We start from the raw sequence: 25,271 nt of genomic DNA on the forward strand, positions 1-25,271 counted from the left end.
CGGGGCGATCGGTCAGAGCCAGTCCCGCCGCTTGAAGATCAAGTACAGGCTCACGCAGACGATCGCCATCAATCCGATCGCGAACGGATACCCGAACCCCCAGCGCAACTCGGGCATGTGCGTGAAGTTCATGCCGTAGATCGTGCCGACGAGTGTGGGGGCGAACAGGATCGCGGCCCACGACGAGATCTTCTTGATCTCCTCGTTCTGCTCGAACCCCGCCTCCGCCAACGCCCGCATCTCCGCGTTCTGTTGCTGTGTGACCAGCGTCGCGTTCACCGTGAGGATGTCCGTGAGGGCCTGGCGGAAGCCGTCGACCTGTTCGCTGGTGTGGGTGACGTGGTCGGCGACGTCGCGGAGGTAGCGCTGGAGTTCCTCGTCCGTGCCGTACTTCGCGAAGCCCGCCATCAGGCTGTGCAGCATGCCGACCAGGGGGCGGGTGGCGCGCTGGAACTCGACCATTTCGCGGGAGAGTTCGTAGATACGGCGGGAGACCGCCGGGTCGCCCCGGAAGACCTCCGTCTCGATCTCGTCGATGTCGGTCTGGACGCCGGTGACCACGGGCGCGTAGCCGTCGACGACCGCGTCGAGGATGGCGTACAGCACCGCCTCGGGGCCGAGCTTCAGCAACTCCGGTGATTCCTCCATGCGTTGGCGGACGGCGGAGAGGTCGGGGGCCGCGCCGTGCCGGACCGTGATCACGAAGTCCGGGCCGACGAAGACATGCAGTTCGCCGAAGTCGACCTCCTCCGTGGTGTCCAAGTACCGTGCGGCGCTGAGGACCACGAACAGCGTCTCGCCGTAGCGCTCCAGTTTCGGGCGCTGGTGGGCCTCCATCGCGTCCTCGACGGCAAGTGGGTGAAGGTCGAACTCCTCGGCCAGGGACAGGAGTTCACGTTCGGTGGGGCGGGCGAGGCCGATCCAGGCCATGCCGGACGGCTGTTCGCGCAGTTCGCGGAAGGTGTCGGCGAGGGTGTCCGGCGCCGAGACGCGCACGCCGTCCCGGTACAGGGCGGCCTGGACGACACTGCCCGGGTCGGGGGGCTCCGCGGGAGACGCGTCGGCGGTGGACACCGGGGGTGTCGGCTCGGGTGCGAGGGGTGGGGCGGGTGTGCGGCGCCAGCCGGACAACCTGCCGTTCCCGGCGCTTCTGCCGGTTCCGCCGTTCTTCGAGGTGGGGCGGGCGCGTCGCTGGGGCATCGCGGTGCCTCTCGATCGGGCCTACGGGTACGTGATCACAGGGCATGAGCAGGATATACGGGGCAAAGAGGCCGGGCGTGTGAACCAAGTCCCGGATTCGGTGAGAGTTGCGGACAGAGGGTGTCCGCGACAGCGACTAGCTTGCGGAGCATGACGACCAAGGCGGCTGCCTCTCACCCTCCGGTACTCGACACCCGCGCCCTCAACCGCGCCACCCTCGACCGGCAACTCCTCCTGCGCCGCTCCCCGCTCTCCGCCCACGCCGCCGTCGAGCATCTCCTCGGCCTCCAGGCCCAGAACGTCAAGCCGCCGTACTACGCCCTCGCCGCCCGCCTCGACGGCTTCACGCCCGGGGAACTGTCCGGGCTGATGGCCGAGCGCGAGGTCGTCCGGATCGTCACCATGCGGTCCACCATCCACACCCACACCGCGGCCGACTGCCTCACGCTGCGCCCGTTGGTGCAGGCCGCCCGCGATCGTGAACTCGGCAATTTCCGCACGGGGCTCGTCGGCGTGGACCTGGACCGGCTCGCCGTCGTCGCCCGTGAACTCGTCGAGGCCGAGCCGCGCACCATGAAGGAGTTGCGCGAGGCCCTGCTCGTCGAGTGGCCCGACGCCGACCCGCAGGCCCTCGCGATAGCCGCCCGCTGCAAGCTCCCGCTCGTCCAGGTCACCCCGCGCGGGCTGTGGGAGCGCAGCGGTCAGGTCGCGCTCACCACCGCCGAACACTGGCTGGGCCGGCCCACCGAACCCGCGCCCGCCCCGGACGCGACCGTCCTGCGCTATCTCGCCGCCTTCGGGCCCGCCTCCGTCAAGGACATGCAGACCTGGGCGGGCCTGACCCGGCTGCGTGAGGCCTTCGAGCGGCTGCGCCCGCGACTCGTCACCTTCTCCGACCCGAACGGCGTCGAGCTCTTCGACCTCCCGGACGCGCCCCGCCCCGCCGGAGACACCCCGGCCCCGCCGCGCTTCCTGCCCGAGTTCGACAACCTGCTCCTCTCCCACGCCGACCGCACCCGGGTCGTACCGCCCGAGTACTGGGGCCGCGCCTGGCAGGGCAACGTCGCCCACCGCACGTTCCTCGTCGACGGGTTCCTCGCCGGGATCTGGAAGCTCGACGACGGCGAGGGCCACCTCGTCATCGAGCCCTTCGGCAGGCTGACCAAGGCCCAGCGGGACGAGGTGAGCGCCGAGGGCGCGCGGATGCTCGACACCCTGCACAGGGGGACGTCGTACGACATCCGGTTCGGGACCGTCGTACGGCCGTAGAAGCGCGCAACCGCAGAACTGTAGAAGCGCAGAACCGTAGAGGCGCAGAACTGCAGAGGCGCAGAAGGTCGCAGCCGGCCCGTAGAACCGTAGAGGCGTCAGTCCGCCCGGCCCGTCACCGCTACCGTCACGCCCAGGCCGATCATCGTGCAGCCGCCCGCGCCGCCGATCAGGGACAGGCGGCGGTCGGAGCCGGCGAACCAGGTGCGGGCCGCCGAGGCGGTCAGGCCCCACAGGGTGTCCGTGACCAGGCCGATGGAGATGGGGATCAGGCCGAGCAGGAGCATCTGGAGCGGGACGTGGCCCGCCGAGTGGTCGACGAACTGGGGGAGTACGGCGGCGAAGAACACCGCGCCCTTGGGGTTGGTGACACCGACGAGGGCGCCGTCGAGGACCGTGCGGAGGTCGCCTTGGGGTTCCGTCGCGGGGCCCGTCGTCATCGCCGAGGCCTTCAGGTCCTTGCGGTGGCGGAACGCCTGGACGCCCAGGTAGACCAGATAGGCCGCGCCCGCCAGTTTCACCGTCAGGTAGATCGTGACCGACCGTTCGACCAGGGAGCCGATGCCGAAGGCCACCGCCGTCACGAGGAGGTACGAGCCGAAGACGTTGCCGAGCGCCGTCGCCACCGCCGTACGGCGACCGTGGGCGAGCGCGCGGCCGATGACGAACAGGACGCTGGGTCCCGGGATCACGATCACCAGCAACGACATCGCGGCGAAGGCGAGAAAGCGGTCCGTGGACAACATGGTCATCAACTCCCGTCCGGCGCTCATTGAAACAGGCGTCGGGGAGTTCCCTCTAGGGCCGGGGCCGTCGGACGCACATGGATAGGGTGCGTTGCGGGCTGCTCGTGGAAGCCCGCAACGCACCCTGGTTCTTCCCTGAGGAGTGCTCAGGAGTTCTTCCGGGTTACGAGTTGACCTGTGTGGTCACCAGGCTGGAGAACGTGGTCAGCCGGGAGTACACACCCGGGTAACCCGCCTCGGCACAGCCCTCGCCCCAAGAAGTGATCCCTGCCAGGACGCCCCCGATGAGCAGGGGACCGCCGCTGTCGCCCTGGCAGGTGTCTACGCCGCCGGATGTGTATCCGGCGCAAACCATGTCGGACGCGATGAAGTCCGAACCGTAGGAGCTCTTGCAGCTGGAGTCGGACACGATCGGGACGGTCGCGGTCCGCAGCTGGTTGGAGGAGCTGCCGTTCTCCGAGGTGGTGCCCCAGCCGAGGATGCGGGCGGTGGTGCCGGCCGCGTACACGCTGGTCTGGGAGGAGGAGACGTACGACGCCGTGGTGTACGGCATCGACGTCGACAGGGTCAGCACGGCCACGTCGTCACCGTTGGTGGCGTCCGTGTAGCTGGGGTTGATCCAGATCTTGCTGACCTTGCTGACGGTGCCGTTCGTACCGTTGAGGTACGTGCGGCCGCCGACCACGCGGACGCTGCTGGTGGTCTCGCCGACCATACAGTGGGCGGCGGTGACCACCTTGGTCGCGGAGACGAGCGTGCCGCCGCAGAACTGGTTCTGCGAGGCGTCCGTGATCTGCATGACGAACGGGTACGACGTCGTCGTGGTCGTGGAACCGCCGACGATGGGCTGGGGGGCTGCCACAGCGGTGGGGGCGCTGAGCAGTGCGGTCGCTGCGGCAGCGGCTGCTGCCACGACGACTGCGGTGGTTCTCTTGGCGCGGTCGAGCCCGAACATGAGTCTCCTCATTGGGTTGCCGGTGGGGGGTCGCGCGGGTGTGGGGGTGTGGGGGTGTGCAACGGGGGTCGCGGGACCGACCCCCGTATGCCCGGGCGAGCGGCACACCCATAAGCTAGAACCCGGCGCACCCTGCTCCCAATGAGGGAACCCCCTAGGGGAGTTGGGCAGGGAAAACCCTCGGTCGCCGCACAGTAAACCCGTAGGGTCCTCAGTTCGGACGGCGCCCCGCCGCCAGTCGGACGATATCCACCCGGGAGCGGATCCCCAGCTTGCGGTAGACCCGGGTCAGGGTCGCCTCGACCGTCTTGACGCTGATGAACAGCCGGGCGGCGATCTCCCGGTTGGTGGCGCCCTCCATGACGAGCGCGGCGACCTGACGCTCCATCGAGGCCAGCCCGTCGAGCCCGTCCAGCGAGGGCGTCGACGTGGGCAGGGGCGTCGGCTCCGGCGGCCGGGTGACGGCCGCCTCGTCCACCTGCCGCAGCCAGGGCAGCGCCCGGCAGCGCCGGAACAGCCGGGTCGCCTCGTCGTACGACGTCGGTCCGGGCTGTCCGGTGCGCAGCGACGCCAGCGCGAACGCGGCGCGCGCCTCCTCCAGGCCGTAGCCGAGCTTGGCGAGCCGGTCCTGAACGGACGTCAGTTGGGCCACGGCCGCGTCGTGTTCGCCGCGTGCCGCGCGTACGAGTGCCTCGGCGCGGTCGAGTACGGCGAGGACGCTCTCGCGCCCGAGGCGCAGCGCGCGTTCGCGGGTCACGTCGATGACGTCCTGGGCCTCGGCGGTCTCGCCGATACGGACGAGGGCCTCGGCGAGGTCGCCGTGCCAGCGTCCGCGCGCCGGGTCGGTCACCTTGAGGGCCTGCTCCAGTTCGCGTACCCGGCGCAGCGAGCGGACGGTTCCGTGCGCGTCCCCGGCGACCAACTGGGCGTATCCCAGGGCCCCGAGAGCACGGGACAGGTACATCTGGTCGCCGTCCTCCTCGGCGTGCTCGACCGCCTCCCGGGCCAGCGCGAGGGCCTCCTCGACGTCACCGCCGGAGGCCTCGGCGAGCGCGGTGAGCATCGCGGACGCGGTCTGGCCGATGCCGGAGTCGCGGGCCAGCCGCAGGCCCTCGCGAGCCAGGTCGAGGGCACGGCCGCAGTGCCCGGAGCGCAGTTCGGTCTCCGCGAAGCCGCGCAGGAAGTGCACCTCGCTCTCCACCGACCCGCGCCGCCGCACCTCGCGCAGCAGCGCGGTGATGGTCGCGCGGGCCTCCGGCAGCTGATCGCTCATCACCAGCCAGCGGAACCGGGCCGAGCCCGCGCCGTTGTGATGGCACGCCACCCGCGGGTCCTGGGGCTCCTTCAGCGCGCGCTTGATGGTGTGCGGGGCGTCCGGATGACCCATCAGGGTCTCGGCCTGCGCCTGGAAGGAGAGCGCGAGGAGTTCGGTGCGCCGGTCACCGGCGCGCGCCGCCAGCTCGGCCGAACGCGCGGTCTCCGCCCGGGCCTCGGCGAAGTCGCCCTCCACCAGCAGGGCGCGCCAGGCCAGTTGGTAGCGGACCAGGGCGAGCAGCCGGGGGTCGTCGCCCGCGTCGGCGAGGGCCTGCGGGAAGACGGCGTCGACGTCCGCCATCGAATGCCCCGCCGTGTCGATCACGATGATCCAGGCCCGCACCCGCTCGGCGGGCACCGAGGTCCGGGTCAGCACCTCGCGCGCGATGTCCCGGGCCAGGTCGAGTTCGCCCGCCGTTATCGCGTCCTCGGAGGCCTGCAACCGCCGCTCGTCGGGCCCCGGCACACTGTCGCCGGGGGTGTGCCGGGCGGCGAGCAGTCCGAGCGAGGCGGCGACCGAGGGCGCCCCCCGGTCGCGGGCCAGGGTGGCGGCCTCGGCGAGCCGGGCGGCGACCTCCGGGTCGGTGCCGGTCGTCGCGAGGGCCAGGTGCCGGGCGCGCTCGATGGGGTCGGAGGCGGCCGTCGACAGCGCGGCGTGCGCGGCCCGCCGCTCCTGCGCGGGCGCCTCCGCGTACAGCGCGGCGGAGATCAGCGGATGCGCGAACCGTACGGCGGGACCCTCGGGTTCCGTTGCCAGCAGGCCGAGTTCGGCCGCCTGGGCGGTCTCGGCCTCGGCGTTCTCCCGGCCGGCCGTCTGGAGCAGGGCCACGGTCGGCCGGGCGCCGGCGCTCGCGACCAGCAGGGTGCGGCGGGCCTCGGCGGGCAGCATGTCGAGCCGGCTCAGCACCAACGCGCGTAGTGACGTGGGCACGGGGAGCGGCTCGCCGGGTCTCGGCGGGGTCGGGTTCTCGGCGAGGGCGCGGCCCAACTCCAGCGCGAACAGCGGGTTTCCACCGCTCGTGCGGTGTATCTCGCGGACCGTGGAGCGGGGCAGACCGGTGTAGCCGCGGTGGTCGAGCAGCGCGGAGACCTGGGCCCGGGAGAGCGGGCTGAGCCGGAACGCGAGGGTGTCCGGCGGCGAGGCGCTCAGATACCGGTCGTACTCCTGGCCCTCGGTGCGCACCGCGAAGACCATCTGCACCTGGGTGTCGCCGAGCCGGCGGGCGGCGAAGCCGAGGAGTTCCGCGCTGGCCGGGTCCAGCCACTGGAGGTCGTCCGCCACGACGAGGACGGGGCCGTCGGCGGCGAGGGCGCGCAGCGCGGACAGGACGGCGAGGCGCAGGGCGAGTCCGTCGCGCTGGAGGGTGGACTCGCCGCGTCCGGTGAGGGCTGATTCCAGTGCCGTGCGCTGGGCGACGGGCAGGCGCTCGGACACCTCGTCGAGGACCAGGCCGAGGAGGTCGGCGAGGGCGAGGAAGGGGAGATGGGATTCGGACTCCGTGGCCGAGCAGCGCAACACGGTCCGCGCCGTGTCGCCGTATTCCGCGGCCAACGCCTGCAGGACGGTCGACTTTCCTATTCCGGCGGGGCCGTGGAGCAGCACACTGCCACCCTCGGCGAGCTGGTCACGGGCGGCGGAGAACATCCCCTCCCGGCCGATGACCAGGTCGGGGCGGCATCTGGCAGGCTCCTTGAAGTCCCGTCGCACGGTCACCGCTCCCCTCGTGTGTCGTGTCCGGACCAATATTAGGCAATCAGTCCTTGAAATTCGGATGGACGGGGTCGTGAGGGAAATAACAACGGGGCGGCATCAGGAAATTCAAAGCTCCGATGAATGAATAGAAGGTCGTCGCGAAGGCCGGTCCCAGAGGATCCCACCCGGGCCCGTCCGGTACCAGAGGGCAGGGTCCACGCCTGTCCGATACGAGTGGGTGGCGCCGGGGTCCGTCCGGTACCGGTGGGCAGTGCCCGGGCCGCTCCGGCGGCGCGGGGCCTCACGGCAAAACCCCCGCCCGCCGTGCCGCCACCACGGCCTCCCCGCGGGTGTGCGCGCCGAGCCTGCGCATCGCCGAGCGCAGATACCCCTTGACCGTCTCCGGCCGCAGCCCGAGCCGCTCCGCCGCCACCGCGTTCGTCGCCCCCGCCGCCACACACGCCAGTACGTCCAGCTCCCGGGGCGCCAGCTCCACCTCCCCGGTGGCCGCCTCGGCGGTCAACAGGCCGCAGGCGTCGAGGAGTTCGGCCCGCAGCGCCGGGTCCGGGATACGCGGGGCCAGCGCCCGCAGCGCCGCGTGCGCCTCCCGCACCTGCTCCCACACCGCGCTCGCCGCCGGGTCGGGGGCCGGTGCCTGGCGCGCCGCGCTCAGCAGCTCCCGTACCTCCTCCCGGACCACCAGCGCCTGTTCCACGTCCCGCGCGGCCGCCATCGCCGCGCTCAGCATCCGGTCGCCCAACGGCTGGGCCGTGCGCAGCGCGCCGTAGAGGACACCGCGCACCCGGCGGCGTACGACGACGGGGACCGCGAGTATCGCGTGCAGGCCCTCGGTGGCGACCGCGGTGTCGTACTCGTGGCTGATCTGGTGGGACGAGGAGTAGTCCGTTACGGCGCACGGGCGGGCGAGGGCGACCGCCTTGCCGCCGAGGCCGCTGCCCGAGGTCACCGCGAGGGCGCGCAGGGCGGGGGTCGCCGTACCGCTGAGCTCACTGATCCGCATCTGCCGGCGGCCGGTCTCGACCAGGCCGCCGAAGGCGACGGGCAGCCCCGTACCGCGCCGGAGCCGGACCAGCGCCGCCTGAATCTCCACCGTCCCCGCCGCGTCCGTCGCCACCCTCGTGCCCCTTCGTTGCGGCCGTCGTGCTGCACACACCCCCGTACGGGGGTAGTGAGACCCACATCACGGATTACACGATGTCAGAGAGTCGCCCGGAATGGTCCGGTACTTAGGAGGACAGATGACGACGGCGAGTGAGTCGTTCCGCAGTGCGCGGGATTTCCTGTTGGCGCATCGCGAGGACTATGACACGGCCTACGACGGTTTCTCCTGGCCCCGGCCCGAGCACTTCAACTGGGCGCTCGACTGGTTCGACGTCATCGCGGCAGGCAACGACCGCACGGCCCTGCGCATCGTGGAGGAGGACGGCTCCGAGGCCGCGTTCTCCTTCGCCGAGCTGTCCGAGCGCTCCGACCGGGTCGCCAACTGGCTGCGCGCCCAGGGCGTCCGCGCCGAGGACCGGATCCTCGTCATGCTCGGCAACCAGACCGAGCTGTGGGAGACGGCCCTGGCCGCGATGAAACTGCGGGCCGTCGTCATCCCCGCCACCCCGCTGCTCGGCCCCGCCGACCTGCGCGACCGCGTCGAACGCGGCCGGGTCCGGCAGGTGATCGTGCGCTCCGGGGACGCCGCGAAGTTCGACGAGGTGCCCGGGACCTACACGCGGATCACGGTCGGCGGCGCGGTCGAGGGCTGGCGGACGTACGAGGACGCGTACGACGCCCCCAGCGGGTTCACGCCGGACGAACCGACCCTGGCCGACGACCCGTTGATGCTCTACTTCACCTCGGGCACCACCGCCCACCCCAAGCTGGTCGAGCACACCCACACCTCGTACCCGATCGGCCATCTGGCCACCATGTACTGGATCGGCCTGCGGCCCGGTGACGTGCACCTCAACATCTCCTCGCCCGGCTGGGCCAAGCACGCCTGGTCGAACCTCTTCGCGCCCTGGAACGCCGAGGCGACCGTCTTCATCCACAACTACACCCGCTTCGACGCGAACCGGCTGATGGCCGAGATGGACCGGGCGGGCGTCACCACGTTCTGTGCCCCGCCGACCGTGTGGCGGATGCTCATCCAGGCCGACCTGACCCAGCTCCGCACCCCGCCCCGCGAGGCCCTGGCCGCGGGGGAGCCCCTGAACCCCGAGGTCATCGAACAGGTCCGGCGGGCCTGGGGCGTCACCGTCCGGGACGGCTTCGGGCAGACGGAGACCGCCGTCCAGGTCTCCAACAGCCCCGGCCAGCCGCTGAAGTCCGGCTCCATGGGCCGGCCGAGCCCCGGCTACCGCGTCGAACTACTCGACCCGGTGTCGGGTGCCCCGGGCGTCGACGAGGGCGAGATCGCGCTCGACCTGTCCGCCCCGCCGGTCGGCCTGATGACCGGCTACCACGGAGACCCGGACCGTACGGCGGAGGCGATGGCCGGCGGCTACTACCGCACCGGCGACATCGGCGCCCGGGACGCGGACGGCTACATCACCTACGTCGGCCGGTCCGACGACGTCTTCAAGGCCTCCGACTACAAGATCTCCCCGTTCGAGCTGGAGAGCGCCCTGCTGGAGCACGAGGCGGTGGCCGAGGCCGCCGTGGTGCCCGCGCCGGACGAACTGCGGCTCGCCGTACCGAAGGCGTACATCGTGCTCGCGGCGGGCTGGGAGCCGGGACCCGACACCGCGAAGGTGCTGTTCGAGCACTCGCGCGACGTCCTCGCCCCCTACAAGCGCGTCCGCCGCCTGGAGTTCGCGGACCTGCCCAAGACCGTCTCCGGCAAGATCCGCCGGATCGCACTGCGGGAGGCGACGGCCGCGGGGTCGGATGCCGAGTACCGCGAGGAGGACTTCCGATGAACTCGCCGACGATCTCGCCGACAAACTCGCCGATGGACTCGTACAGCCATGGGACCGGCGGGACTTCACTCCTCGGCGACACCATCGGCGCCAACCTCGACCGGGCGGTGGCCGCCTGGCCCGACCGCGAGGCGCTGGTCGACGTACCGTCCGGGCGGCGCTGGACGTACGCCCAATTCGCGGCCGACATCGACCAGTTGGCGCAGGCGCTGCTCGCGAGCGGGGTGGCGAAGGGCGACCGGGTCGGCATCTGGGCGATCAACTGCCCGGAGTGGGTGCTCGTCCAGTACGCCACCGCCCGCATCGGCGCGGTCATGGTGAACATCAACCCGGCGTACCGCACCCACGAGGTGGAGTTCGTCCTCAACCAGGCGGGGATCTCGGTCCTATTCGCCTCCGTCGGCCACAAGAGCAGTGACTACCGGGCGATGGTCGACCAAGTGCGGCCGAAATGCCCGGAGTTGCGCGAGGTCGTGTACATCGGAGATCCGAGCTGGGAGGCGTTGCCGAGCCGCGGTACGGGCGAGGCGCCGTACGCCGAACTGTCCTGCGACGACGCCATCAACATCCAGTACACCTCGGGCACGACGGGCTTCCCCAAGGGCGCCACGCTCTCCCACCACAACATCCTCAACAATGGTTACTTCGTGGGTGAGTTGATCGCCTACTCCGAGCAGGACCGGGTGTGCATCCCGGTGCCCTTCTACCACTGCTTCGGCATGGTGATGGGCAACCTGGCGGCCACCTCGCACGGCGCGTGCATCGTCATCCCGGCCGCGTCCTTCGACCCGGCGGCGACCCTGAAGGCGGTCCAGCAGGAGCGCTGCACATCCCTCTACGGCGTCCCCACCATGTTCATCGCGGAGTTGAACCTCCCCGACTTCGCGTCCTACGACCTCTCCTCGCTCCGCACCGGCATCATGGCGGGCTCGCCCTGCCCGGTCGAGGTGATGAAACAGGTGGTCGCCGAGATGCACATGGCGGAGGTCTCCATCTGCTACGGCATGACGGAGACGTCCCCGGTCTCGCTCCAGACGCGGCGGGACGACGACCTGGAACACCGCACCGGCACGGTCGGCCGCGTCCTCCCGCACCTGGAGGTCAAGGTCGTCGACCCGGCGACCGGAGTCACCCAACCCCGGGGCACGGCAGGGGAGTTGTGCACCCGTGGCTACAGCGTGATGCTCGGCTACTGGAACGAGCCCGGGAAGACCGCCGAGGCGATCGACGCGGGCCGCTGGATGCACACGGGTGACCTCGCGATGATGCGCGAGGACGGCTACGTCGAGATCGTCGGCCGCATCAAGGACATGATCATCCGGGGCGGCGAGAACATCTACCCGCGCGAGATCGAGGAGTTCCTCTACACCCACCCGAAGATCGCGGACATCCAGGTCGTCGGCATCCCGAACGAGCGCTACGGCGAGGAGGTCCTCGCCTGCGTCATCCCGCGCGACCCGGCGGACCCGCTGACGCTGGACGAGCTGCGCGGCTTCTGCGAGGGCAGGTTGGCGCACTACAAGATCCCGAGCCTGCTCCGGATCATGGACGCCTTTCCGATGACGGTGTCGGGGAAGGTGCGGAAGGTCGAGCTGCGGGAGCGGGCGGTTCGGGGTGGGGAGGGGTGAGGGGGTGCGGGGGTGAGGTGAAGGGCAGTCGGACGGCCTGCGGCGCGTCCTCGTGGCGCCTCTCCTGCGGCGCGGCCTCGACTCTGTGGCACCGGCGACGACTGCGAGATCCTCGGATCCGTCTGGTCCTCGTCAACAGGGCGGGAGGCGCGTGAGTCGGCCAGGGGCGTTGTGCCTTCGGTGACAGCCGCGCTGCTGACGGCCGACGTGCGGCTGCGAGGCCGAACCCACCGACACGCGCCCGGACCCCGCACCACCCCGCGGACCGGTGTTCGTCTGCCACCCACTGGCTGCCGTCACGGACCGCAGGAGATCGCGGCGCCCTCCAACTAGCTTCCCGCCGCGTCGAGTTGATCCGCCAGGTCGTTCACCGGCTGGGGTGTGCCCGTGAGGTCCAGGACGAACAGCGGGACGCCGAGCGCGTCCGCGCGGGCGCGGGCGTCGTCGGCGTATCCGGCGAGGGAGAAGTAGACGCACTCGGCGGTCTCCGTCATGGCCGTCAGCCACAGGCACTCGACGTCGCGCAGCGAGGCCGGCCGGACGGTCGGGTCCACCTGCGCCAGGATGCCGCGGGCGGCGAGGCCGATGCCGGACGGTGGCCGCTGGTCGGCGCGGCGGATGTCCCGGTAGCCGAGCCAGCGCAGATACAGCGCGGCGGCGGTGACCGCGTCCCGCGCGGTACGGATCGTGACGGGCTGGAACGCGGGGCGCCCCTCGACCTCGGCGCCGACCTTGGCGGTCCGCGCGGCCGGTTCCGCCGTCGGCTCCTCCCCCGCGACGGGTATCCGCAGCAGCGTCCCGCACGGGCAGCCCAGCTCCGGGTACGGCCACTCGTCCAGCCGGCCGCAGGCCGCGCAGCGCACGGCGATCCAGTCCTCGTCCCACACCCGGTGGGTCACGACCGTCGCCACGCCGCGCTGGTCCAGCGGCGGGGCGACAGGGGCCCCGCACACACAGGGATACGACGGCGCGGCGTAGACGTGCTCACGTCGGCAGGTCGGACAGCGCACCGACACGCTCTCGGACATGAGCCCCATAGTCCTCCTGAAAACCCCTGCTTGTCCGTCTCTTGACGGCCTTGGTCACCCCACTTACATTGAATTCCAGATAGTAGAAGTTAAGTTCCACGATACGGAAGAACTCGAAACTCGTCGGGGACTTTTCACCGCGGGGCGCGACGGTGACGCGAATCCGACAGCCGAAGCAGGAGTACTCCATGGCTCGTATGACCGCTGCCCGCGCGGCAGTCGAGATCCTCAAGCGCGAGGGCGTCAGCGACGCGTTCGGCGTCCCGGGTGCGGCGATCAACCCCTTCTACGCCGCGCTCAAGGCCTCCGGCGGCATCCAACACACCCTCGCGCGCCATGTCGAGGGCGCCTCGCACATGGCCGAGGGCTACACCCGTACCCGCCCGGGCAACATCGGCGTCTGCGTCGGCACCTCGGGCCCGGCCGGCACCGACATGATCACCGGGCTGTACTCGGCGACCGGCGACTCGATCCCGATCCTCTGCATCACGGGCCAAGCCCCGACCGCCGTGATCCACAAAGAGGACTTCCAGGCCGTCGACATCGCCTCGATCGCGGGTCCGGTGACGAAGATGGCGGTCACCGTCCTGGAGGCGGCGCAGGTCCCCGGCGTCTTCCAGCAGGCCTTCCACCTGATGCGCTCGGGCCGCCCCGGCCCGGTCCTCATCGACCTGCCGATCGACGTGCAGCTCACCGAGATCGAGTTCGACGCGGAGACGTACGAGCCGCTGTCGGTCTACAAGCCGGCCGCGACCCGCGCCCAGATCGAGAAGGCGATCGGACTCCTCAACGCCTCCGAGCGCCCGCTGATCGTCGCGGGCGGCGGTGTCATCAACGCCGACGCCGCCGAACTCCTCGTCGAGTTCGCCGAGTTGACGGGAACCCCGGTGGTCCCGACCCTGATGGGCTGGGGCGTCCTCCCCGACGACCACGCACTGAACGCCGGCATGGTCGGCCTCCAGACCTCGCACCGCTACGGCAACGCGACCTTCCTGGAGTCCGACTTCGTCCTCGGCATCGGCAACCGCTGGGCCAACCGCCACACCGGCAAACTCGACGTCTACACGGCCGGACGCACCTTCGTCCACGTCGACATCGAGCCCACCCAGATCGGCAGGATCTTCGCCCCCGACTACGGCATCGCCTCCGACGCGAAGGCGGCGCTGGAGCTTTTCGTGGAGGTGGCAAGGGAGTTGAAGGCGGCGGGCGCTCTCCCCGACCGCTCGGCCTGGTCCGCCTCGGCCCAGGACAAGAAGGCAACTCTCCAGCGCCGTACGCACTTCGACGACATCCCGATCAAACCGCAGCGCGTCTACGAGGAGATGAACAAGGCCTTCGGTCCGGAGACCCGGTACGTCTCCACCATCGGCCTCTCGCAGATCGCCGGCGCCCAGATGCTGCACGTCTACCGCCCACGCCACTGGATCAACTGCGGCCAGGCGGGCCCCCTCGGCTGGACCATCCCGGCCGCGCTGGGCGTCGCCAAGGCCGACCCCGAGGCGTCGGTCGTCGCCCTCTCCGGCGACTACGACTTCCAGTTCATGATCGAGGAACTGGCGGTCGGGGCACAGCACCGGATCCCGTACGTCCATGTCCTCGTGAACAACGCCTACTTGGGCCTCATCCGCCAGGCCCAGCTCGGCCTCGACATCAACTTCCAGGTCAACCTGGAATTTGAGAACATAAACTCCCCGGAACTGGGCGTCTACGGCGTCGACCACATCAAGGTCGTCGAGGGCCTCGGCTGCAAGGCCATCCGCGTCACCGACCCCACCGAACTCGGCACCGCCTTCGAGCAGGCCAAGAAACTCGCCGCGGAGTTCCGCGTCCCGGTCGTCGTCGAAGCGATCCTCGAACGCGTCACCAACATCGCGATGAGCAAGACGAACGACATCAGCGAGGTGGTGGAGTTCGAGGAACTGGCGACAGAGCCCGACCACGCACCGACGTCGATCAGGACGTTGAAGGTCTGAGGCGCGGGGGTAGAGGCAGCGGGGCGGTCCATCCGGAGAGGGTGGACCGCCCTTACCTTTTACAGGTGCGCACGAGATTCCCCGTACGGAGCCCGCCGCCCCGTGCCGGCAGGCCTCGTATGTCGAATGTGCCCGCGCTCAGGGGTAGTTGAAGTCTCGCGGGAAAGGTTCAGAGGTCTATTTGAGGTTCACTGATCGTGGTGTTCCGACAGCCCCGGCCAGTCCTCGGGCCCACCGCCCTGCCACTCGATGAGGTCGCTCTCCTCGACCTCGATCCGGTCCAGGTCGGCCAGGCGCAGGATCTCGACGACGTCGTCGAGGTGGGACGCGATGCCGAGGGTCTGGTCGCCGGTGGTGACCCGACGTGAGCCGTCGAGCGCCGGAGGGTGGACCACGATGTGCGGGAACTCCGGCGGTGAAGGTGTCATGCCTGTCATGCCTCAAGACTCCTGCGGAACGGGTGGCCGCGCACGTCGGCGGCATTGTCGGACCCGGCGGACACACTGTGTCGTATGACAGTGAGAAGCGACATGACGCTTGAATGGCAGCTTCGTGACGTGGTGGCCAAGGAAGCGGTTGACGAGACCGTGACGGCCGCTGTGGACGCGGTCTTCAAGCACATGCACGGGGGGCGGACCAGCAAGCGACGAGGCGGCAGAGAGCTGGTACGGCTTCTGGAGGAGGCGCGCGGCGCCGCGGCGGGAGTCGCGGAATGGCAGGTCGTACGACTCGTGCAGGACGCGATCGAGTACGCCGAGGGGCGCATCCTGCGATACGACTTCGAGGACCGGTACCGGCTGTTCCGCGACGGACAGCGGAGGGAATCGCACGCGGGCTTCATCGGCGGCACGATGAAGGTGATGCACCAATGGCTGGTCGACAGCGGACGAGAGTTCCTGGCCGACCGTCCCGAGGCCGGGATCGAGGAGTTCCTGGAGCATTTTCGGGCGCGGGGCGAGGACGCGCAGTTCCTCCAGGTGCCCGAAGACCGCCCAGGGCGCTACGTGATTCCGCGGGGGCAGGCCGAGACCACGCTGTGGCTGGAGCGGATCATCCGCAGCGGTCGGATAGACATCGAGGACCCTGCCGCGGAGGCTCGGCGGATCTCGGCCTCTCCCGAGGCCCTGGCTCTGTTGGCCGCCGACGACCAGGGGCGGCTCCTGCTCCAGGCCGCGGAACTGCGTCGACGTGCCGCCCGGCTGAAGGAGTTGCGTACTGTTGTCGAGGATCCCCGGGCTGCGGAGGCGGATCTGCAGCGGGCGCTGGAGGGGCAGTACTGGATCTTCGGCGGACGGTTCGTGGGCGAGGCGGCACAGCGGCGGCTCGTACCGGGGGACGAGGTGGACATCCCGCTGATACGCGGCGACGGCGCCCTCCACATCGTCGAACTCAAGCGCGCCATGAGTTTCAGGACGCCACTCGTCAAGCGGCATCGCCATGCCTGGGTGCCAGGCGGAGCTGTGAACGACGCCTTCGCCCAGGCCATCAACTACCTGACCGGGCTGGACGAGAACCGAGAGCACATCCGTGCGGAGTTCGGCATCGAGACCCGTCGAGCCAGCGCCCTCGTCCTCGTCGGCCACCCCGCGCTGCATCCGGACGTACCCGAGGAAGAGATCAACGAGGCGCTGCGGACGTTCAATTCACACATCGCCAGGGTCGAGGTGCTGACATACAAGGAACTCCTGGACAACGCCGAACGCTCCCTCGCCGGGGAGAGTCCGCTGTAGGGAGTGTTGGGTCGGCTGGCCGTCCGACGGCGCGAGGCTGGGCGCGACAGGACATTCGCGCCGCCGGACGGAGTCATCGGCCGGGACCGCGGCGGAGGCGACGGAACAGGACACCCCTTCTCTCAGGTCGAGAAGAGGCCCCGGAACCTTCACCACCGCACTGGCTCGCCCACCGCCGCGGTCCTGGCCGCGCCCGCGCGGTACCGACGACCACCCCTCATCCGGGTCGTCCGGCACACACGGGCCGTTGGTGATTCCGGGCGGCGCCGACGCCTGGGCGCGACAGGACAGTTGTCAGCGCCGGCGCCGCCCGGAAGTCTCAGAGCCGGGCGCCGGAGAGGCGCTCGACGGCTCGCAGCAGTGCCGAGTGGTCGAGCCCGCCGTCGCCCTGCGCACGCAGACTCGCGACCAGTTGGGCCACCACCGCGCCGACCGGCAGGGCCGCGCCGACATTGCGGGCCGCGTCCGTGACGATGCCCATGTCCTTGTGGTGCAGGTCGATCCGGAAGCCCGGCTTGAAGTCGCGGTTGAGGAAGTTGTCCTTCTTCCGCGTCAGCACCGTGGAGCCCGCGAGCCCGCCGTTCAGGACGTCGAGCGCCGCCGCCAGGTCCACGCCGGACTTCTCCAGGAAGACCACGGCCTCGGCGCACGCCTGGATGTTCACGGCCACGATCAGCTGGTTCGCGGCCTTCACGGTCTGGCCCGAACCGTGCGGACCGCACAGCACGATCGTCCTGCCGAGCGCGTCGAAGAGCGGCTCGGCCTCCTCGAAGTCGGACTGTCCGCCGCCGACCATGATGGACAGCACGGCCTCGATCGCGCCGGCCTCACCGCCGGAGACGGGCGCGTCCAGGACGCGAATTCCCTTGCCCGCGGCGGCCTTTGCGAGATCGACCGAGGTCTGCGGGGTGATCGACGACATGTCGATCAGCAGGGCACCGGCCCGCGCGTTCTCCAGGATGCCGTCCGGGCCGTAGGCGATGGCCTCGACCTGCGGGGACGCGGGCACCATCGTGACCACCACGTCGGCGTCCCGCACGGCCTCCGCGAGGGAACCGGCCGCGGTGCCGCCGGCGGCGGTCAGACGGTCCAACTTGTCCTGTTCCAGGGTGAATCCGGTGACGTCGTAACCCGCCTTGATCAGGTTCTCGGACATGGGGGAGCCCATGATGCCGAGGCCTATCCAGGCGATCCTGGGGAGCTTGCTCATCGGAAGTGCCTTTCGGTGAAAGTCAGTTGGGCAGCCAGTCGAAGGCCTCGGCGCTCGGGCGGTCGCCGGGCTTGTACTCCAGGCCCACCCAGCCGTCGTAGCCGGCCTTCCGCAGTCGGCCGAGGAGGTCCTCCAGCGGCAGTGATCCCGTGCCCGGTGCGCCGCGGCCGGGGTTGTCCGCGATCTGCACATGGCCGGTCTTCGCCGCGAACCGCTCGATCACGGACGGGAGTTCCTCGCCGTTCATGGACAGGTGGTAGAGGTCCATGAGGAAGCGCGCGTTGCCGAGGCCGGTCGCGTCGTTGACCTTGTCGACGACCTCTACGGCGGCGGGGGCGCTGACGAGCGGGTACAGCGGCGACTCGGGCTTGTTGAGAGCCTCGATCAGCAGGACCGCGCCGATCCGGTCGGCGGCGTGGGCCGCGAGGGCCAGGTTCTCCAGTGCGAGCGCGTCCTGCTCGGCCGGGTCGACGCCGGGCACGCGGTTGCCGTAGAGCGCGTTGAGCGCGGTGGCGCCGAGCGAGTGGGCGAAGCCGGCGGCCACGTCGATGTTCGCGCGGAACCTCTCCGACTCCTCGCCGGGCAGCGACAGCGCGCCGCGGTCCGGTCCCGGTAGCTGTCCGGCGTAGAAGTTCAGGCCGGTGAGCTGGACGCCCGCGTCCTCCAACGCCCGCTTGAGAGCGTCGAGTTCGGACGGTGCGGGGGTGGGGGAGTCGACCCAGGGCCACCACAGCTCGACCGCGCCGAAGCCCGCGGCGGCCGCGGCCGCGGGGCGCTCCAGGAGCGGGAGTTCGGTGAAGAGGATCGACAGGTTGACGTTGAAGCGCTGGTCTTCGAATCCCATGGGGGCCGCGCTCCCTTCCGTGTCGAGGGACGGTGTCGTAATTTCGTATGGTGGAAGTTTGTTTCTGCTTATTGGAAGATTGCCGCCGTGTGTCGGGGCTTGTCAAGAGGGCTCGGCGGAAAACGGCACCGCGCGTTAGGTTGTGCGCGTGCGATTGCGAGTGGAGTTCACGACAGAGCCCTTCGATCTCGACGAGGCCCCCGCGCATGCGCTGGTCGCCAGGGAGGTCATCGAGGTGGCGGAGCTGGACGCCGTGGACGTCGGGCCGTTCGGCAACACGGTCGAGGGGGGTGCCGACGCGGTGCTCACCGCCGTTGACGCGCTGCTGCGCAGGACCCTGGAGGCCGGCGCCACCCGGGTCTCGCTCCAGCTCAACGTGATCGGCGAGGGTGACCGGTGACCGGTATCGGGGACGAGCCGTTCATCACGGCCGTGAAGCCGCTGGTCGACGCCATGGGCGGCGAGATGCTCCCGCCCGACGAGGCCGGCCCCGACGATGTCGTGCTCGCCTGGGAGGGCACCGACGTGGTCGCCGTGCGCCTGCCGCAGCTCGCGGACTCGCTGGACCACATCCTGGCCGCCCTGGAGCGCAAGAAGGGCAAGCCCCTCGCGGACCTGGACCGCAAGGCCAAGCAGGAGGTCGTACGGATGCTGGAGGCGCGCGGCGCCTTCTCCGTGCGGCACGGGGTGGAGACCGTGGCGAGCGCCCTCGGGGTCAGCCGGTTCACCGTGTACAACTACCTGAACCGCGAGAAGGACGCCTGAGTGAGGCCCCCGGGTGGTGCGGGCGAGGCGTCGGGGCGGGTTTGTTACCCGGAATTTTCAACAAACTGTTGACGTGGTGTTGTCGAGCGCGTTAGCTACAGCCAGCCCGTTCAGCACAAGGCCACGGAGGCTCCCGTGACGTCGACTTCCACGCCGCCGGGGCTCGCCCGGTTCAACACCCTGGAGGAGCCCGCGGCGTTCGCCGCTCTCCTCGAGGTGTGTGCCTCCACGGCGTGGGCGCGGCGGCTGCTGGCCGCCCGTCCGTACGCCGGCTCCGAGGACCTGTACTCCGCGAGCGACTCCGCGATGGCGGAGCTGACCGCCGACGACCTGGCCGAGGCGATGGCCGGCCACCCGCCGATCGGTCGCCCCAAGCCCGGCGACCCCACCTCCGCCCGTGAACAGCGCGGCTTGGCGGGCGCCTCCGAGGACCTCAGGGCGGAGCTGCTCGACCTCAACCTGGCGTACCAGGAGAGGTTCGGCCATGTCTTCCTGATCTGCGCCACCGGTCGCACCGGCGAGCAGATGCGCGACGCGGTCAAGGAGCGGATCGGCAACGCGCCGGAGCGGGAACGCGAGATCGCCCGCACCGAGTTGGGCAAGATCAACCGCATCCGGTTGACCAAGCTCGTAGCGGAAGAAGCAGAGGAAGAAGAGGCATGAGCAGCACCAGCACCGCCTCGGTGTCCACGCACATCCTGGACACCAGCGTCGGCCGCCCCGCCGTCGGCGTCGCCGTCCGACTCGCCGCCCGCGGCGGCCCGTTGGCCGACTGGCAGCCGCTCGGCGGCTCCGCGACCGACGCGGACGGACGGTGCAAGGACCTCCCGGCGCTGCCGGCGGGGACCACCCACGTACGGCTCGACTTCGCCGTGGAGCCGTACTTCTCGCAACAGGACACCAAGCAAGCCGATACGCAGCAGGACGCCCCCGCGAATCGGGACAGCGGCACGACCGGAGTGTTCTTCCCGGAGGTGGCGATCACCTTCGCCGTACGGCCCGGCGAGCACTTCCATGTACCGCTGCTGCTCAACCCGTTCGGCTACTCCGTATACCGAGGGAGCTAGCAGACATGCGCACGATTCTTGGACAGAACCAGTACGGCAAGGCCGAGAACCGGGTCGTCAGGATCACGCGGGACGGCGCCACCCACCACATCAAGGACCTCAACGTGTCCGTGTCGCTGAGCGGCGACATGGACGAGGTCCACTACTCCGGCTCGAACGCCAACGTGCTGCCGACCGACACCACCAAGAACACGGTGTACGCGTTCGCCAAGGAGCACGGCATCGAGTCCGCCGAGCAGTTCGGCATCCACCTCGCCCGGCACTTCGTGACCAGCCAGGAGCCGATCAGGACCGCGCGGATCCGCATAGAGGAGTACGCCTGGGAGCGGACGACCGGGGGCCACTCCTTCGTCCGCAAGGGCCAGGAGACCCGGCTCACCCAGGTGACGTACGACGGCCGGAACTGGGAAGTCGTCTCCGGGCTCAAGGACTTGACGGTCCTGAACTCGACGGACTCCGAGTTCTGGGGCTACGTCAAGGACAAGTACACGACGCTGCCCGAGGCGTACGACCGCATCCTGGCGACCGAGGTGTCCGGGCGCTGGCGCTTCAACTGGTCCGACGACGCACAGGAGATGCCGGACTGGGAGGAGTCCTACGAGCAGACGAAGCAGCACCTGTTCCGGGCCTTCGCCGAGACGTACTCCCTCTCGCTCCAGCAGACCCTGTACCAGATGGGTTCGCGGATCATCGAGAACCGCGACGAGATAGACGAGGTCCGCTTCTCGCTCCCCAACAAGCACCATTTCCTTGTGGACCTGGCGCCGTTCGGGCTCAAGAACGACAACGAGGTGTACCTCGCCGCCGACCGGCCCTACGGCCTGATCGAGGCCACCGTCCTGCGGGACGGCAGCGAACCGCGGATCCCGGCGGACCTCACCAACCTCTGACGCGAACGACGCGAACTTGGCCCAGAAGCAAGGAAGTTGGGACGAACGATGGTAACGATGATTCAGCGCGTCGTCATCGAGAACTGCGCGATCGCGACGGTGGACGCCGCCGACACCGAGTACGCCACCGGGTATGTCGTCATCGCCGGGAACCGCATCGAGTCGCTCGGCGCGGGCAAGGCACCCGAGGGGCTCGCCGACGTGGTTCGGCGCATCGACGCGAGCGGTCACCTGGTGACCCCCGGTCTGGTCAACACCCACCACCACTTCTACCAGTGGATCACCCGGGGTCTGGCCACCGACCACAACCTCTTCGACTGGCTCGTCGCGCTGTACCCGACCTGGGCGCGCATCGACGAGCCGATGGTCCGCGCCGCCGCGCAGGGCTCCCTCGCGATGATGGCCCGCGGCGGGGTGACCACCGCGATGGACCACCACTACGTCTTCCCCAAGGGCTCCGGCGACCTCTCCGGCGCCATCATCGGCGCCGCCCGCGAGATGGGCGTCCGCTTCACCCTGGCCCGCGGCTCCATGGACCGCAGCGAGAAGGACGGCGGCCTGCCGCCCGACTTCGCCGTCGAGACCCTGGAGGGTGCCCTCGCCGCGACCGAGGCGACGGTACGGGAGCACCACGACGCCTCCTTCGACGCGATGACCCAGGTGGCCGTGGCCCCCTGCTCACCGTTCTCCGTCTCGACCGAACTCCTGCGCCAGGGAGCCGAGTTGGCCCGTCGGCTCGGGGTACGGCTGCACACGCACGGCTCGGAGACGGTGGAGGAGGAGCAGTTCTGCAAGGAGCTGTTCGGCATGGGCCCGACCGACTACTTCGAGTCCACCGGCTGGCTCGGTGAGGACGTGTGGATGGCGCACTGCGTCCACATGAACGACTCCGACATCGCCGCCTTCGCCCGCACGAAGACCGGTGTCGCCCACTGCCCCTCGTCCAACGCGCGGCTCGCGGCCGGTATCGCCCGCGTCCCCGACATGCTCGCCGCCGGCGTCCCGGTCGGCCTCGGCGTCGACGGCACCGCGTCCAACGAGTCCGGCGAACTCCACACCGAACTGCGCAACGCCCTCCTCGTCAACCGCCTCGGCGCCCACCGCGAAGCGGCCCTCAACGCCCGCCAGGCCCTGCGCCTCGGGACCTACGGCGGCGCCCAAGTCCTGGGCCGCGCAAGCGAGATCGGCTCCCTGGAGCCGGGCAAGCTGGCCGACCTGGTGCTGTGGAACCTGGACACCCTCGCGCACGCCTCGATCGCCGACCCGGTGACCGCGCTGGTCTTCGGCGCCGCGGCCCCGGTCACCGCCTCCTTCGTGAACGGCCGTCAGATCGTCGAGAACAACCGCCTGTTGCACGTCGACGAGGACGCGATCGCCCGCTCCACGCGCGAGGAGGCCCGGCGGCTGGCGCGGATCGCCGCGCAGGGCTGACCCGGCCCCACCCCAATCGCCCGACAGAGGCGACCAGTTGAAGAGCTCCGGTTGAGGGGGACGGCCCTCATCCGGTGGCCGTGGCCGGGGCGTGCACACAGGTGCGCGCCCCGGAACGGCCCTGCCCATTCTCCCGGTTGGGCTCCGTTCCCCGGTCCCGCACGACCGCGCACCACCTCCTGAAACCCACGTCGGAGTCGACGTGTCACCCGCCCGGAGGAGCCGCCGTGACCACCCACACCGACGCCCGACCCGTCGTCCATCCCGTCGACGAGAAACTTCCCGCACTCAAGATGGCCACCACGGGCCTGCAACACGTGGCCGCCATGTACGCGGGCGTCGTCGCCCCGCCGCTCATCGTCGGGGCGGCCGTCGGCCTCTCCGGCAGCGAACTGACCTTCCTCACCGGCGCCTGCCTCTTCACCGCGGGCCTCGCCACCTTCCTCCAGACCCTCGGGATCTGGAAGATCGGCGCCCGGCTGCCCTTCGTCAACGGCGTCACCTTCGCCGGAGTCGCCCCGATGACGGCGGTCGTGGCCTCGACCAAGGACAAGTCGGACGCGCTGCCGATCATCTTCGGCGCGGTGATCGTCGCCGGCCTCCTCGGCTTCCTCGCCGCCCCCTTCTTCAGCAGGGCGGTCCGCTTCTTCCCGCCGGTCGTCACCGGCACCGTGATCACCCTCATAGGCCTGTCCCTGCTGCCCGTCGCCTTCGGCTGGGCGCAGGGACCGGACCCGGCGGCGCACGACTACGGCTCGACGACCAACCTGGGCCTGGCGGCGGCGACGCTCGTCGTCGTGCTGCTGGTCCGCCGCTTCACCCACGGCTTCGTCAGGCAAATAGCCGTCCTGCTCGGCCTGTTGATCGGCACCGTCCTCGCGATCCCCTTCGGGGCAACGGACTTCGGCCCGGTGGCGAACGCCGACGTGATCGGCTTCCCGACCCCGTTCCACTTCGGCGCACCGCGGTTCCAGCTCGCCGCGATCGTGTCGATGATCGTCGTGATGGTGGTCTCGATGACCGAATCCACCGCGGACATGCTGGCGTTGGGCGAGATCGTCGAACGTCCCGCCGACGAGGCGACCATCACCGCGGGCCTGCGCGCCGACACCCTCGGCTCGGCCCTCAGCCCCCTCTTCAACGGCTTCATGTGCAGCGCCTTCGCGCAGAACATCGGCCTCGTCGCCATGACCCGCATCCGCAGCCGGTACGTCGTCGCCACCGGCGGCGGCTTCCTGGTCCTGATGGGCCTGTGCCCGATGGCCGCCTCGCTCATCGCCGTCGTACCGCGCCCGGTGCTGGGCGGCGCGGGCGTCGTCCTGTTCGGCTCGGTCGCCGCGAGCGGCATCCAGACCCTCGTCAGGGCCGGCCTGGAGAAGGACACCAACAGCATGATCGTGGCGGTGTCCCTGGCAGTCGGCATCATCCCGATCGCGGCGCCGGACTTCTACCACGCGTTCCCGCAGACCGCGAAGATCGTCCTCGACTCCGGGATCTCCACGGGATGCGTCGCCGCGGTCGCGCTGAACCTGGTCTTCAACCACCTCGGCCGGGCCCGCGAACGGGCCGGACAGGTCAGGGGTACGACCGAGGCCGTACCCCTCGCCCGTCAGCCGATCGCGTAACTGTCCCCGTACACCTTCCACCTGAGCGGTGTGTCCAGGTCGAGGTTGCCCTTCTTCAGGAACACCCGCTGGGCCGTCTCGACCCGGGTCACGTCGCTGTGCGCCGCCTCCTGCTTCATCGCCCAGACACGGGCGTCGAGGAAGGCGTCGAGATACGTCGTCTCGTCGCCGCCGTCGGCGGGCGTGGCCGCGTGCTCGCGGGCCCGGGCGCGGATGCCGCCGAAGGCGACGGGGTCGGTGCCCGGGCCGTGCATGACCATCGCGTCGTAGTAGACGAACTGCCCGAGCGTGCCCACCCCGTCCTTCTTGGCACGCGCGACGGCAGGATCGAAATAGCCGCGATCGCGTTCGTCGCGCTGCGCCTTGCGGAACGCGGCGGACGTCAGCGCGGCCTTGCGCCATGCCGCGGGGAAGCCCGGGGTCAGCCCCTTGTGCGAGGCGGTGCCGTCCACGGCGCGCAGCGCGGGCAGATAGCCGGCCAGGCCATTGCCCGGGGCCCGCTTCGTGTACAGCTCGACGAGGGCCAGCATGTCGCTCGTACCGGAGCAGAAGCCGATGATCCCGCCGGTGTAGCCACGGCCGTCGCCGATGTCCTCGATGTACTTGTACTGCGCCTCCCAGTCCAGGGAGGAGTTCTCCGCGCTCGACACCAGCCGCATCGCGAGATCCTTCTTCGCCGGGGCGTCGAGCCCCGTCGCACCCGCCGGCGAGGCGTCGGCCGACGGCCACTGACTCGCGATCGCCGCCGTACCGAGGGCTGCGAGCAGGGTGCGGCGGGTGGCTTTTCTTCGGAAGATCGGCACGCGGTCTCTCCAAGGCGGGCGCGGTACACGGAAACGGTGAAAGGCAGCTGAGACTCGCGCGTGAACTTGGGAGATCCGTGGGGTGTTGTCAGCAGGTCACTGTGAATTCCCGGGCCACGCCGTGAGGTTGGCGAACAGCCCGGCCCGCTCGATCGCGTCGTGGAGGGCGG

At 70.2% G+C, this 25,271-nt stretch carries 22 protein-coding genes; 12 read left to right on the forward strand and 10 right to left on the reverse strand.

Features of this window, described 5'->3' with window-relative positions:
- Positions 1 to 12 precede the first annotated feature (12 nt).
- A complete protein-coding gene (locus ACIRRY_RS00400; protein WP_403965961.1) occupies positions 13 to 1,200 on the reverse strand; it encodes a magnesium and cobalt transport protein CorA in 1,188 nt (395 codons plus the stop codon).
- Between the two features lie 150 nt (positions 1,201 to 1,350).
- Between ACIRRY_RS00400 and ACIRRY_RS00405 the strand changes: the two genes are divergently transcribed.
- Positions 1,351 to 2,469 carry a winged helix DNA-binding domain-containing protein gene (locus ACIRRY_RS00405; RefSeq protein ID WP_403965964.1) on the forward strand — a complete coding sequence of 373 codons (1,119 nt, stop codon included), beginning with the start codon at positions 1,351 to 1,353 and terminating at the stop codon, positions 2,467 to 2,469.
- A gap of 98 nt (positions 2,470 to 2,567) precedes the next feature.
- Here the strand turns inward: ACIRRY_RS00405 and ACIRRY_RS00410 are convergent, their stop codons facing one another.
- From ACIRRY_RS00410 to ACIRRY_RS00425, 4 genes are all read right to left on the reverse strand, one after another.
- Positions 2,568 to 3,215: a LysE family translocator gene (locus ACIRRY_RS00410; protein ID WP_403968260.1), complete on the reverse strand. Its 648-nt coding sequence runs from the start codon at positions 3,213 to 3,215 to the stop codon at positions 2,568 to 2,570.
- A 163-nt stretch (positions 3,216 to 3,378) separates the two neighbouring features.
- Positions 3,379 to 4,170 (reverse strand): S1 family peptidase, encoded by a 792-nt coding sequence (locus ACIRRY_RS00415; RefSeq protein WP_403965967.1) that lies wholly within the window; start codon positions 4,168 to 4,170, stop codon positions 3,379 to 3,381.
- A gap of 211 nt (positions 4,171 to 4,381) precedes the next feature.
- Positions 4,382 to 7,198 carry an AAA family ATPase gene (locus ACIRRY_RS00420; RefSeq protein ID WP_403965969.1) on the reverse strand — a complete coding sequence of 939 codons (2,817 nt, stop codon included), beginning with the start codon at positions 7,196 to 7,198 and terminating at the stop codon, positions 4,382 to 4,384.
- Positions 7,199 to 7,478: 280 nt separating this feature from the next.
- Positions 7,479 to 8,312, reverse strand: coding sequence for a response regulator transcription factor (locus ACIRRY_RS00425; RefSeq protein ID WP_403965972.1), 834 nt, complete (start codon positions 8,310 to 8,312; stop codon positions 7,479 to 7,481).
- A gap of 124 nt (positions 8,313 to 8,436) precedes the next feature.
- On the opposite strand from ACIRRY_RS00425, the gene ACIRRY_RS00430 reads away from it, so the two are divergent.
- Together ACIRRY_RS00430 and ACIRRY_RS00435 are read left to right on the forward strand one after the other, a co-directional pair.
- Positions 8,437 to 10,107 carry an AMP-binding protein gene (locus ACIRRY_RS00430; protein ID WP_403965975.1) on the forward strand — a complete coding sequence of 557 codons (1,671 nt, stop codon included), beginning with the start codon at positions 8,437 to 8,439 and terminating at the stop codon, positions 10,105 to 10,107.
- Between the two features lie 32 nt (positions 10,108 to 10,139).
- Positions 10,140 to 11,735, forward strand: a complete 1,596-nt coding sequence (locus ACIRRY_RS00435; protein WP_403968262.1) for an AMP-binding protein — start codon at positions 10,140 to 10,142, stop codon at positions 11,733 to 11,735.
- Positions 11,736 to 12,064: 329 nt separating this feature from the next.
- Here ACIRRY_RS00435 and ACIRRY_RS00440 read toward each other — a convergent pair whose 3' ends face one another.
- The gene (locus tag ACIRRY_RS00440; protein WP_403965978.1) at positions 12,065 to 12,772 is read right to left on the reverse strand and encodes a hypothetical protein; all 708 of its coding nucleotides are present in this window, start codon (positions 12,770 to 12,772) and stop codon (positions 12,065 to 12,067) included.
- A 179-nt stretch (positions 12,773 to 12,951) separates the two neighbouring features.
- Here ACIRRY_RS00440 and gcl point away from each other — a divergent pair, with 179 nt between their 5' ends.
- A complete protein-coding gene (gcl, locus tag ACIRRY_RS00445; protein WP_403965981.1) occupies positions 12,952 to 14,736 on the forward strand; it encodes a glyoxylate carboligase in 1,785 nt (594 codons plus the stop codon).
- A gap of 188 nt (positions 14,737 to 14,924) precedes the next feature.
- On the opposite strand, the gene ACIRRY_RS00450 is transcribed toward gcl, so the two are convergent.
- Positions 14,925 to 15,164 carry a hypothetical protein gene (locus tag ACIRRY_RS00450; protein ID WP_403968264.1) on the reverse strand — a complete coding sequence of 80 codons (240 nt, stop codon included), beginning with the start codon at positions 15,162 to 15,164 and terminating at the stop codon, positions 14,925 to 14,927.
- A gap of 84 nt (positions 15,165 to 15,248) precedes the next feature.
- Here ACIRRY_RS00450 and ACIRRY_RS00455 point away from each other — a divergent pair, with 84 nt between their 5' ends.
- On the forward strand, positions 15,249 to 16,466 hold the full coding sequence (locus ACIRRY_RS00455; protein ID WP_403965983.1) for a Shedu anti-phage system protein SduA domain-containing protein: 1,218 nt from the start codon (positions 15,249 to 15,251) through the stop codon (positions 16,464 to 16,466).
- A gap of 319 nt (positions 16,467 to 16,785) precedes the next feature.
- Here the strand turns inward: ACIRRY_RS00455 and ACIRRY_RS00460 are convergent, their stop codons facing one another.
- A complete protein-coding gene (locus ACIRRY_RS00460; RefSeq protein ID WP_403965986.1) occupies positions 16,786 to 17,676 on the reverse strand; it encodes a 2-hydroxy-3-oxopropionate reductase in 891 nt (296 codons plus the stop codon).
- A gap of 22 nt (positions 17,677 to 17,698) precedes the next feature.
- Positions 17,699 to 18,520, reverse strand: coding sequence for a TIM barrel protein (locus ACIRRY_RS00465; protein WP_403965989.1), 822 nt, complete (start codon positions 18,518 to 18,520; stop codon positions 17,699 to 17,701).
- 148 nt (positions 18,521 to 18,668) lie between these two features.
- Between ACIRRY_RS00465 and ACIRRY_RS00470 the strand changes: the two genes are divergently transcribed.
- The 7 genes from ACIRRY_RS00470 (at position 18,669) to ACIRRY_RS00500 (ending at position 24,298) form a co-directional block, all read left to right on the forward strand.
- Entirely contained in the window at positions 18,669 to 18,920 is a 252-nt protein-coding gene (locus tag ACIRRY_RS00470; protein WP_200685850.1) for a thiamine-binding protein, read from the forward strand.
- A complete protein-coding gene (locus ACIRRY_RS00475) occupies positions 18,917 to 19,285 on the forward strand; it encodes a helix-turn-helix domain-containing protein (protein WP_403965992.1) in 369 nt (122 codons plus the stop codon). The genes ACIRRY_RS00470 and ACIRRY_RS00475 overlap by 4 nt, the downstream gene beginning before the upstream one ends.
- A gap of 135 nt (positions 19,286 to 19,420) precedes the next feature.
- Positions 19,421 to 19,948, forward strand: coding sequence for a 2-oxo-4-hydroxy-4-carboxy-5-ureidoimidazoline decarboxylase (gene uraD, locus ACIRRY_RS00480; protein WP_403965995.1), 528 nt, complete (start codon positions 19,421 to 19,423; stop codon positions 19,946 to 19,948).
- Positions 19,945 to 20,352 carry a hydroxyisourate hydrolase gene (uraH, locus tag ACIRRY_RS00485; protein WP_403965998.1) on the forward strand — a complete coding sequence of 136 codons (408 nt, stop codon included), beginning with the start codon at positions 19,945 to 19,947 and terminating at the stop codon, positions 20,350 to 20,352. Before uraD ends, uraH begins: the two co-directional genes overlap by 4 nt.
- A gap of 5 nt (positions 20,353 to 20,357) precedes the next feature.
- Entirely contained in the window at positions 20,358 to 21,242 is an 885-nt protein-coding gene (pucL, locus tag ACIRRY_RS00490) for a factor-independent urate hydroxylase (protein WP_403966001.1), read from the forward strand.
- Between the two features lie 57 nt (positions 21,243 to 21,299).
- Positions 21,300 to 22,673: an 8-oxoguanine deaminase gene (locus ACIRRY_RS00495; protein ID WP_403966004.1), complete on the forward strand. Its 1,374-nt coding sequence runs from the start codon at positions 21,300 to 21,302 to the stop codon at positions 22,671 to 22,673.
- A gap of 227 nt (positions 22,674 to 22,900) precedes the next feature.
- Complete coding sequence (locus ACIRRY_RS00500; RefSeq protein ID WP_403966007.1) at positions 22,901 to 24,298, forward strand: nucleobase:cation symporter-2 family protein; 1,398 nt, start codon at positions 22,901 to 22,903, stop codon at positions 24,296 to 24,298.
- Here ACIRRY_RS00500 and ACIRRY_RS00505 read toward each other — a convergent pair.
- A complete protein-coding gene (locus ACIRRY_RS00505; protein ID WP_403966010.1) occupies positions 24,283 to 25,101 on the reverse strand; it encodes a chitosanase in 819 nt (272 codons plus the stop codon). The two genes, ACIRRY_RS00500 and ACIRRY_RS00505, sit on opposite strands and share 16 nt — an antisense overlap.
- Between the last annotated feature and the right edge of the window lie 170 nt (positions 25,102 to 25,271).

The sequence above is a fragment of the Streptomyces sp. NPDC101776 genome (genome assembly GCF_044766845.1).
GTDB lineage: Bacteria > Actinomycetota > Actinomycetes > Streptomycetales > Streptomycetaceae > Streptomyces.

What these genes read in the sequence shown, in the direction of transcription:
- ACIRRY_RS00400 (WP_403965961.1), bottom strand. Translation starts at nt 1,200, where the DNA reads ATGCCCCAGCGACGCGCCCGCCCCACCTCGAAGAACGGCGGAACCGGC.
- ACIRRY_RS00405 (WP_403965964.1), top strand. Translation starts at nt 1,351, where the DNA reads ATGACGACCAAGGCGGCTGCCTCTCACCCTCCGGTACTCGACACCCGC.
- ACIRRY_RS00410 (WP_403968260.1), bottom strand. Translation starts at nt 3,215, where the DNA reads ATGTTGTCCACGGACCGCTTTCTCGCCTTCGCCGCGATGTCGTTGCTG.
- ACIRRY_RS00415 (WP_403965967.1), bottom strand. Translation starts at nt 4,170, where the DNA reads ATGTTCGGGCTCGACCGCGCCAAGAGAACCACCGCAGTCGTCGTGGCA.
- ACIRRY_RS00430 (WP_403965975.1), top strand. Translation starts at nt 8,437, where the DNA reads ATGACGACGGCGAGTGAGTCGTTCCGCAGTGCGCGGGATTTCCTGTTG.
- ACIRRY_RS00435 (WP_403968262.1), top strand. Translation starts at nt 10,140, where the DNA reads ATGGACTCGTACAGCCATGGGACCGGCGGGACTTCACTCCTCGGCGAC.
- ACIRRY_RS00440 (WP_403965978.1), bottom strand. Translation starts at nt 12,772, where the DNA reads ATGGGGCTCATGTCCGAGAGCGTGTCGGTGCGCTGTCCGACCTGCCGA.
- gcl (WP_403965981.1), top strand. Translation starts at nt 12,952, where the DNA reads ATGGCTCGTATGACCGCTGCCCGCGCGGCAGTCGAGATCCTCAAGCGC.
- ACIRRY_RS00450 (WP_403968264.1), bottom strand. Translation starts at nt 15,164, where the DNA reads ATGACACCTTCACCGCCGGAGTTCCCGCACATCGTGGTCCACCCTCCG.
- ACIRRY_RS00455 (WP_403965983.1), top strand. Translation starts at nt 15,249, where the DNA reads ATGACAGTGAGAAGCGACATGACGCTTGAATGGCAGCTTCGTGACGTG.
- ACIRRY_RS00460 (WP_403965986.1), bottom strand. Translation starts at nt 17,676, where the DNA reads ATGAGCAAGCTCCCCAGGATCGCCTGGATAGGCCTCGGCATCATGGGC.
- ACIRRY_RS00465 (WP_403965989.1), bottom strand. Translation starts at nt 18,520, where the DNA reads ATGGGATTCGAAGACCAGCGCTTCAACGTCAACCTGTCGATCCTCTTC.
- uraH (WP_403965998.1), top strand. Translation starts at nt 19,945, where the DNA reads ATGAGCAGCACCAGCACCGCCTCGGTGTCCACGCACATCCTGGACACC.
- pucL (WP_403966001.1), top strand. Translation starts at nt 20,358, where the DNA reads ATGCGCACGATTCTTGGACAGAACCAGTACGGCAAGGCCGAGAACCGG.
- ACIRRY_RS00495 (WP_403966004.1), top strand. Translation starts at nt 21,300, where the DNA reads ATGATTCAGCGCGTCGTCATCGAGAACTGCGCGATCGCGACGGTGGAC.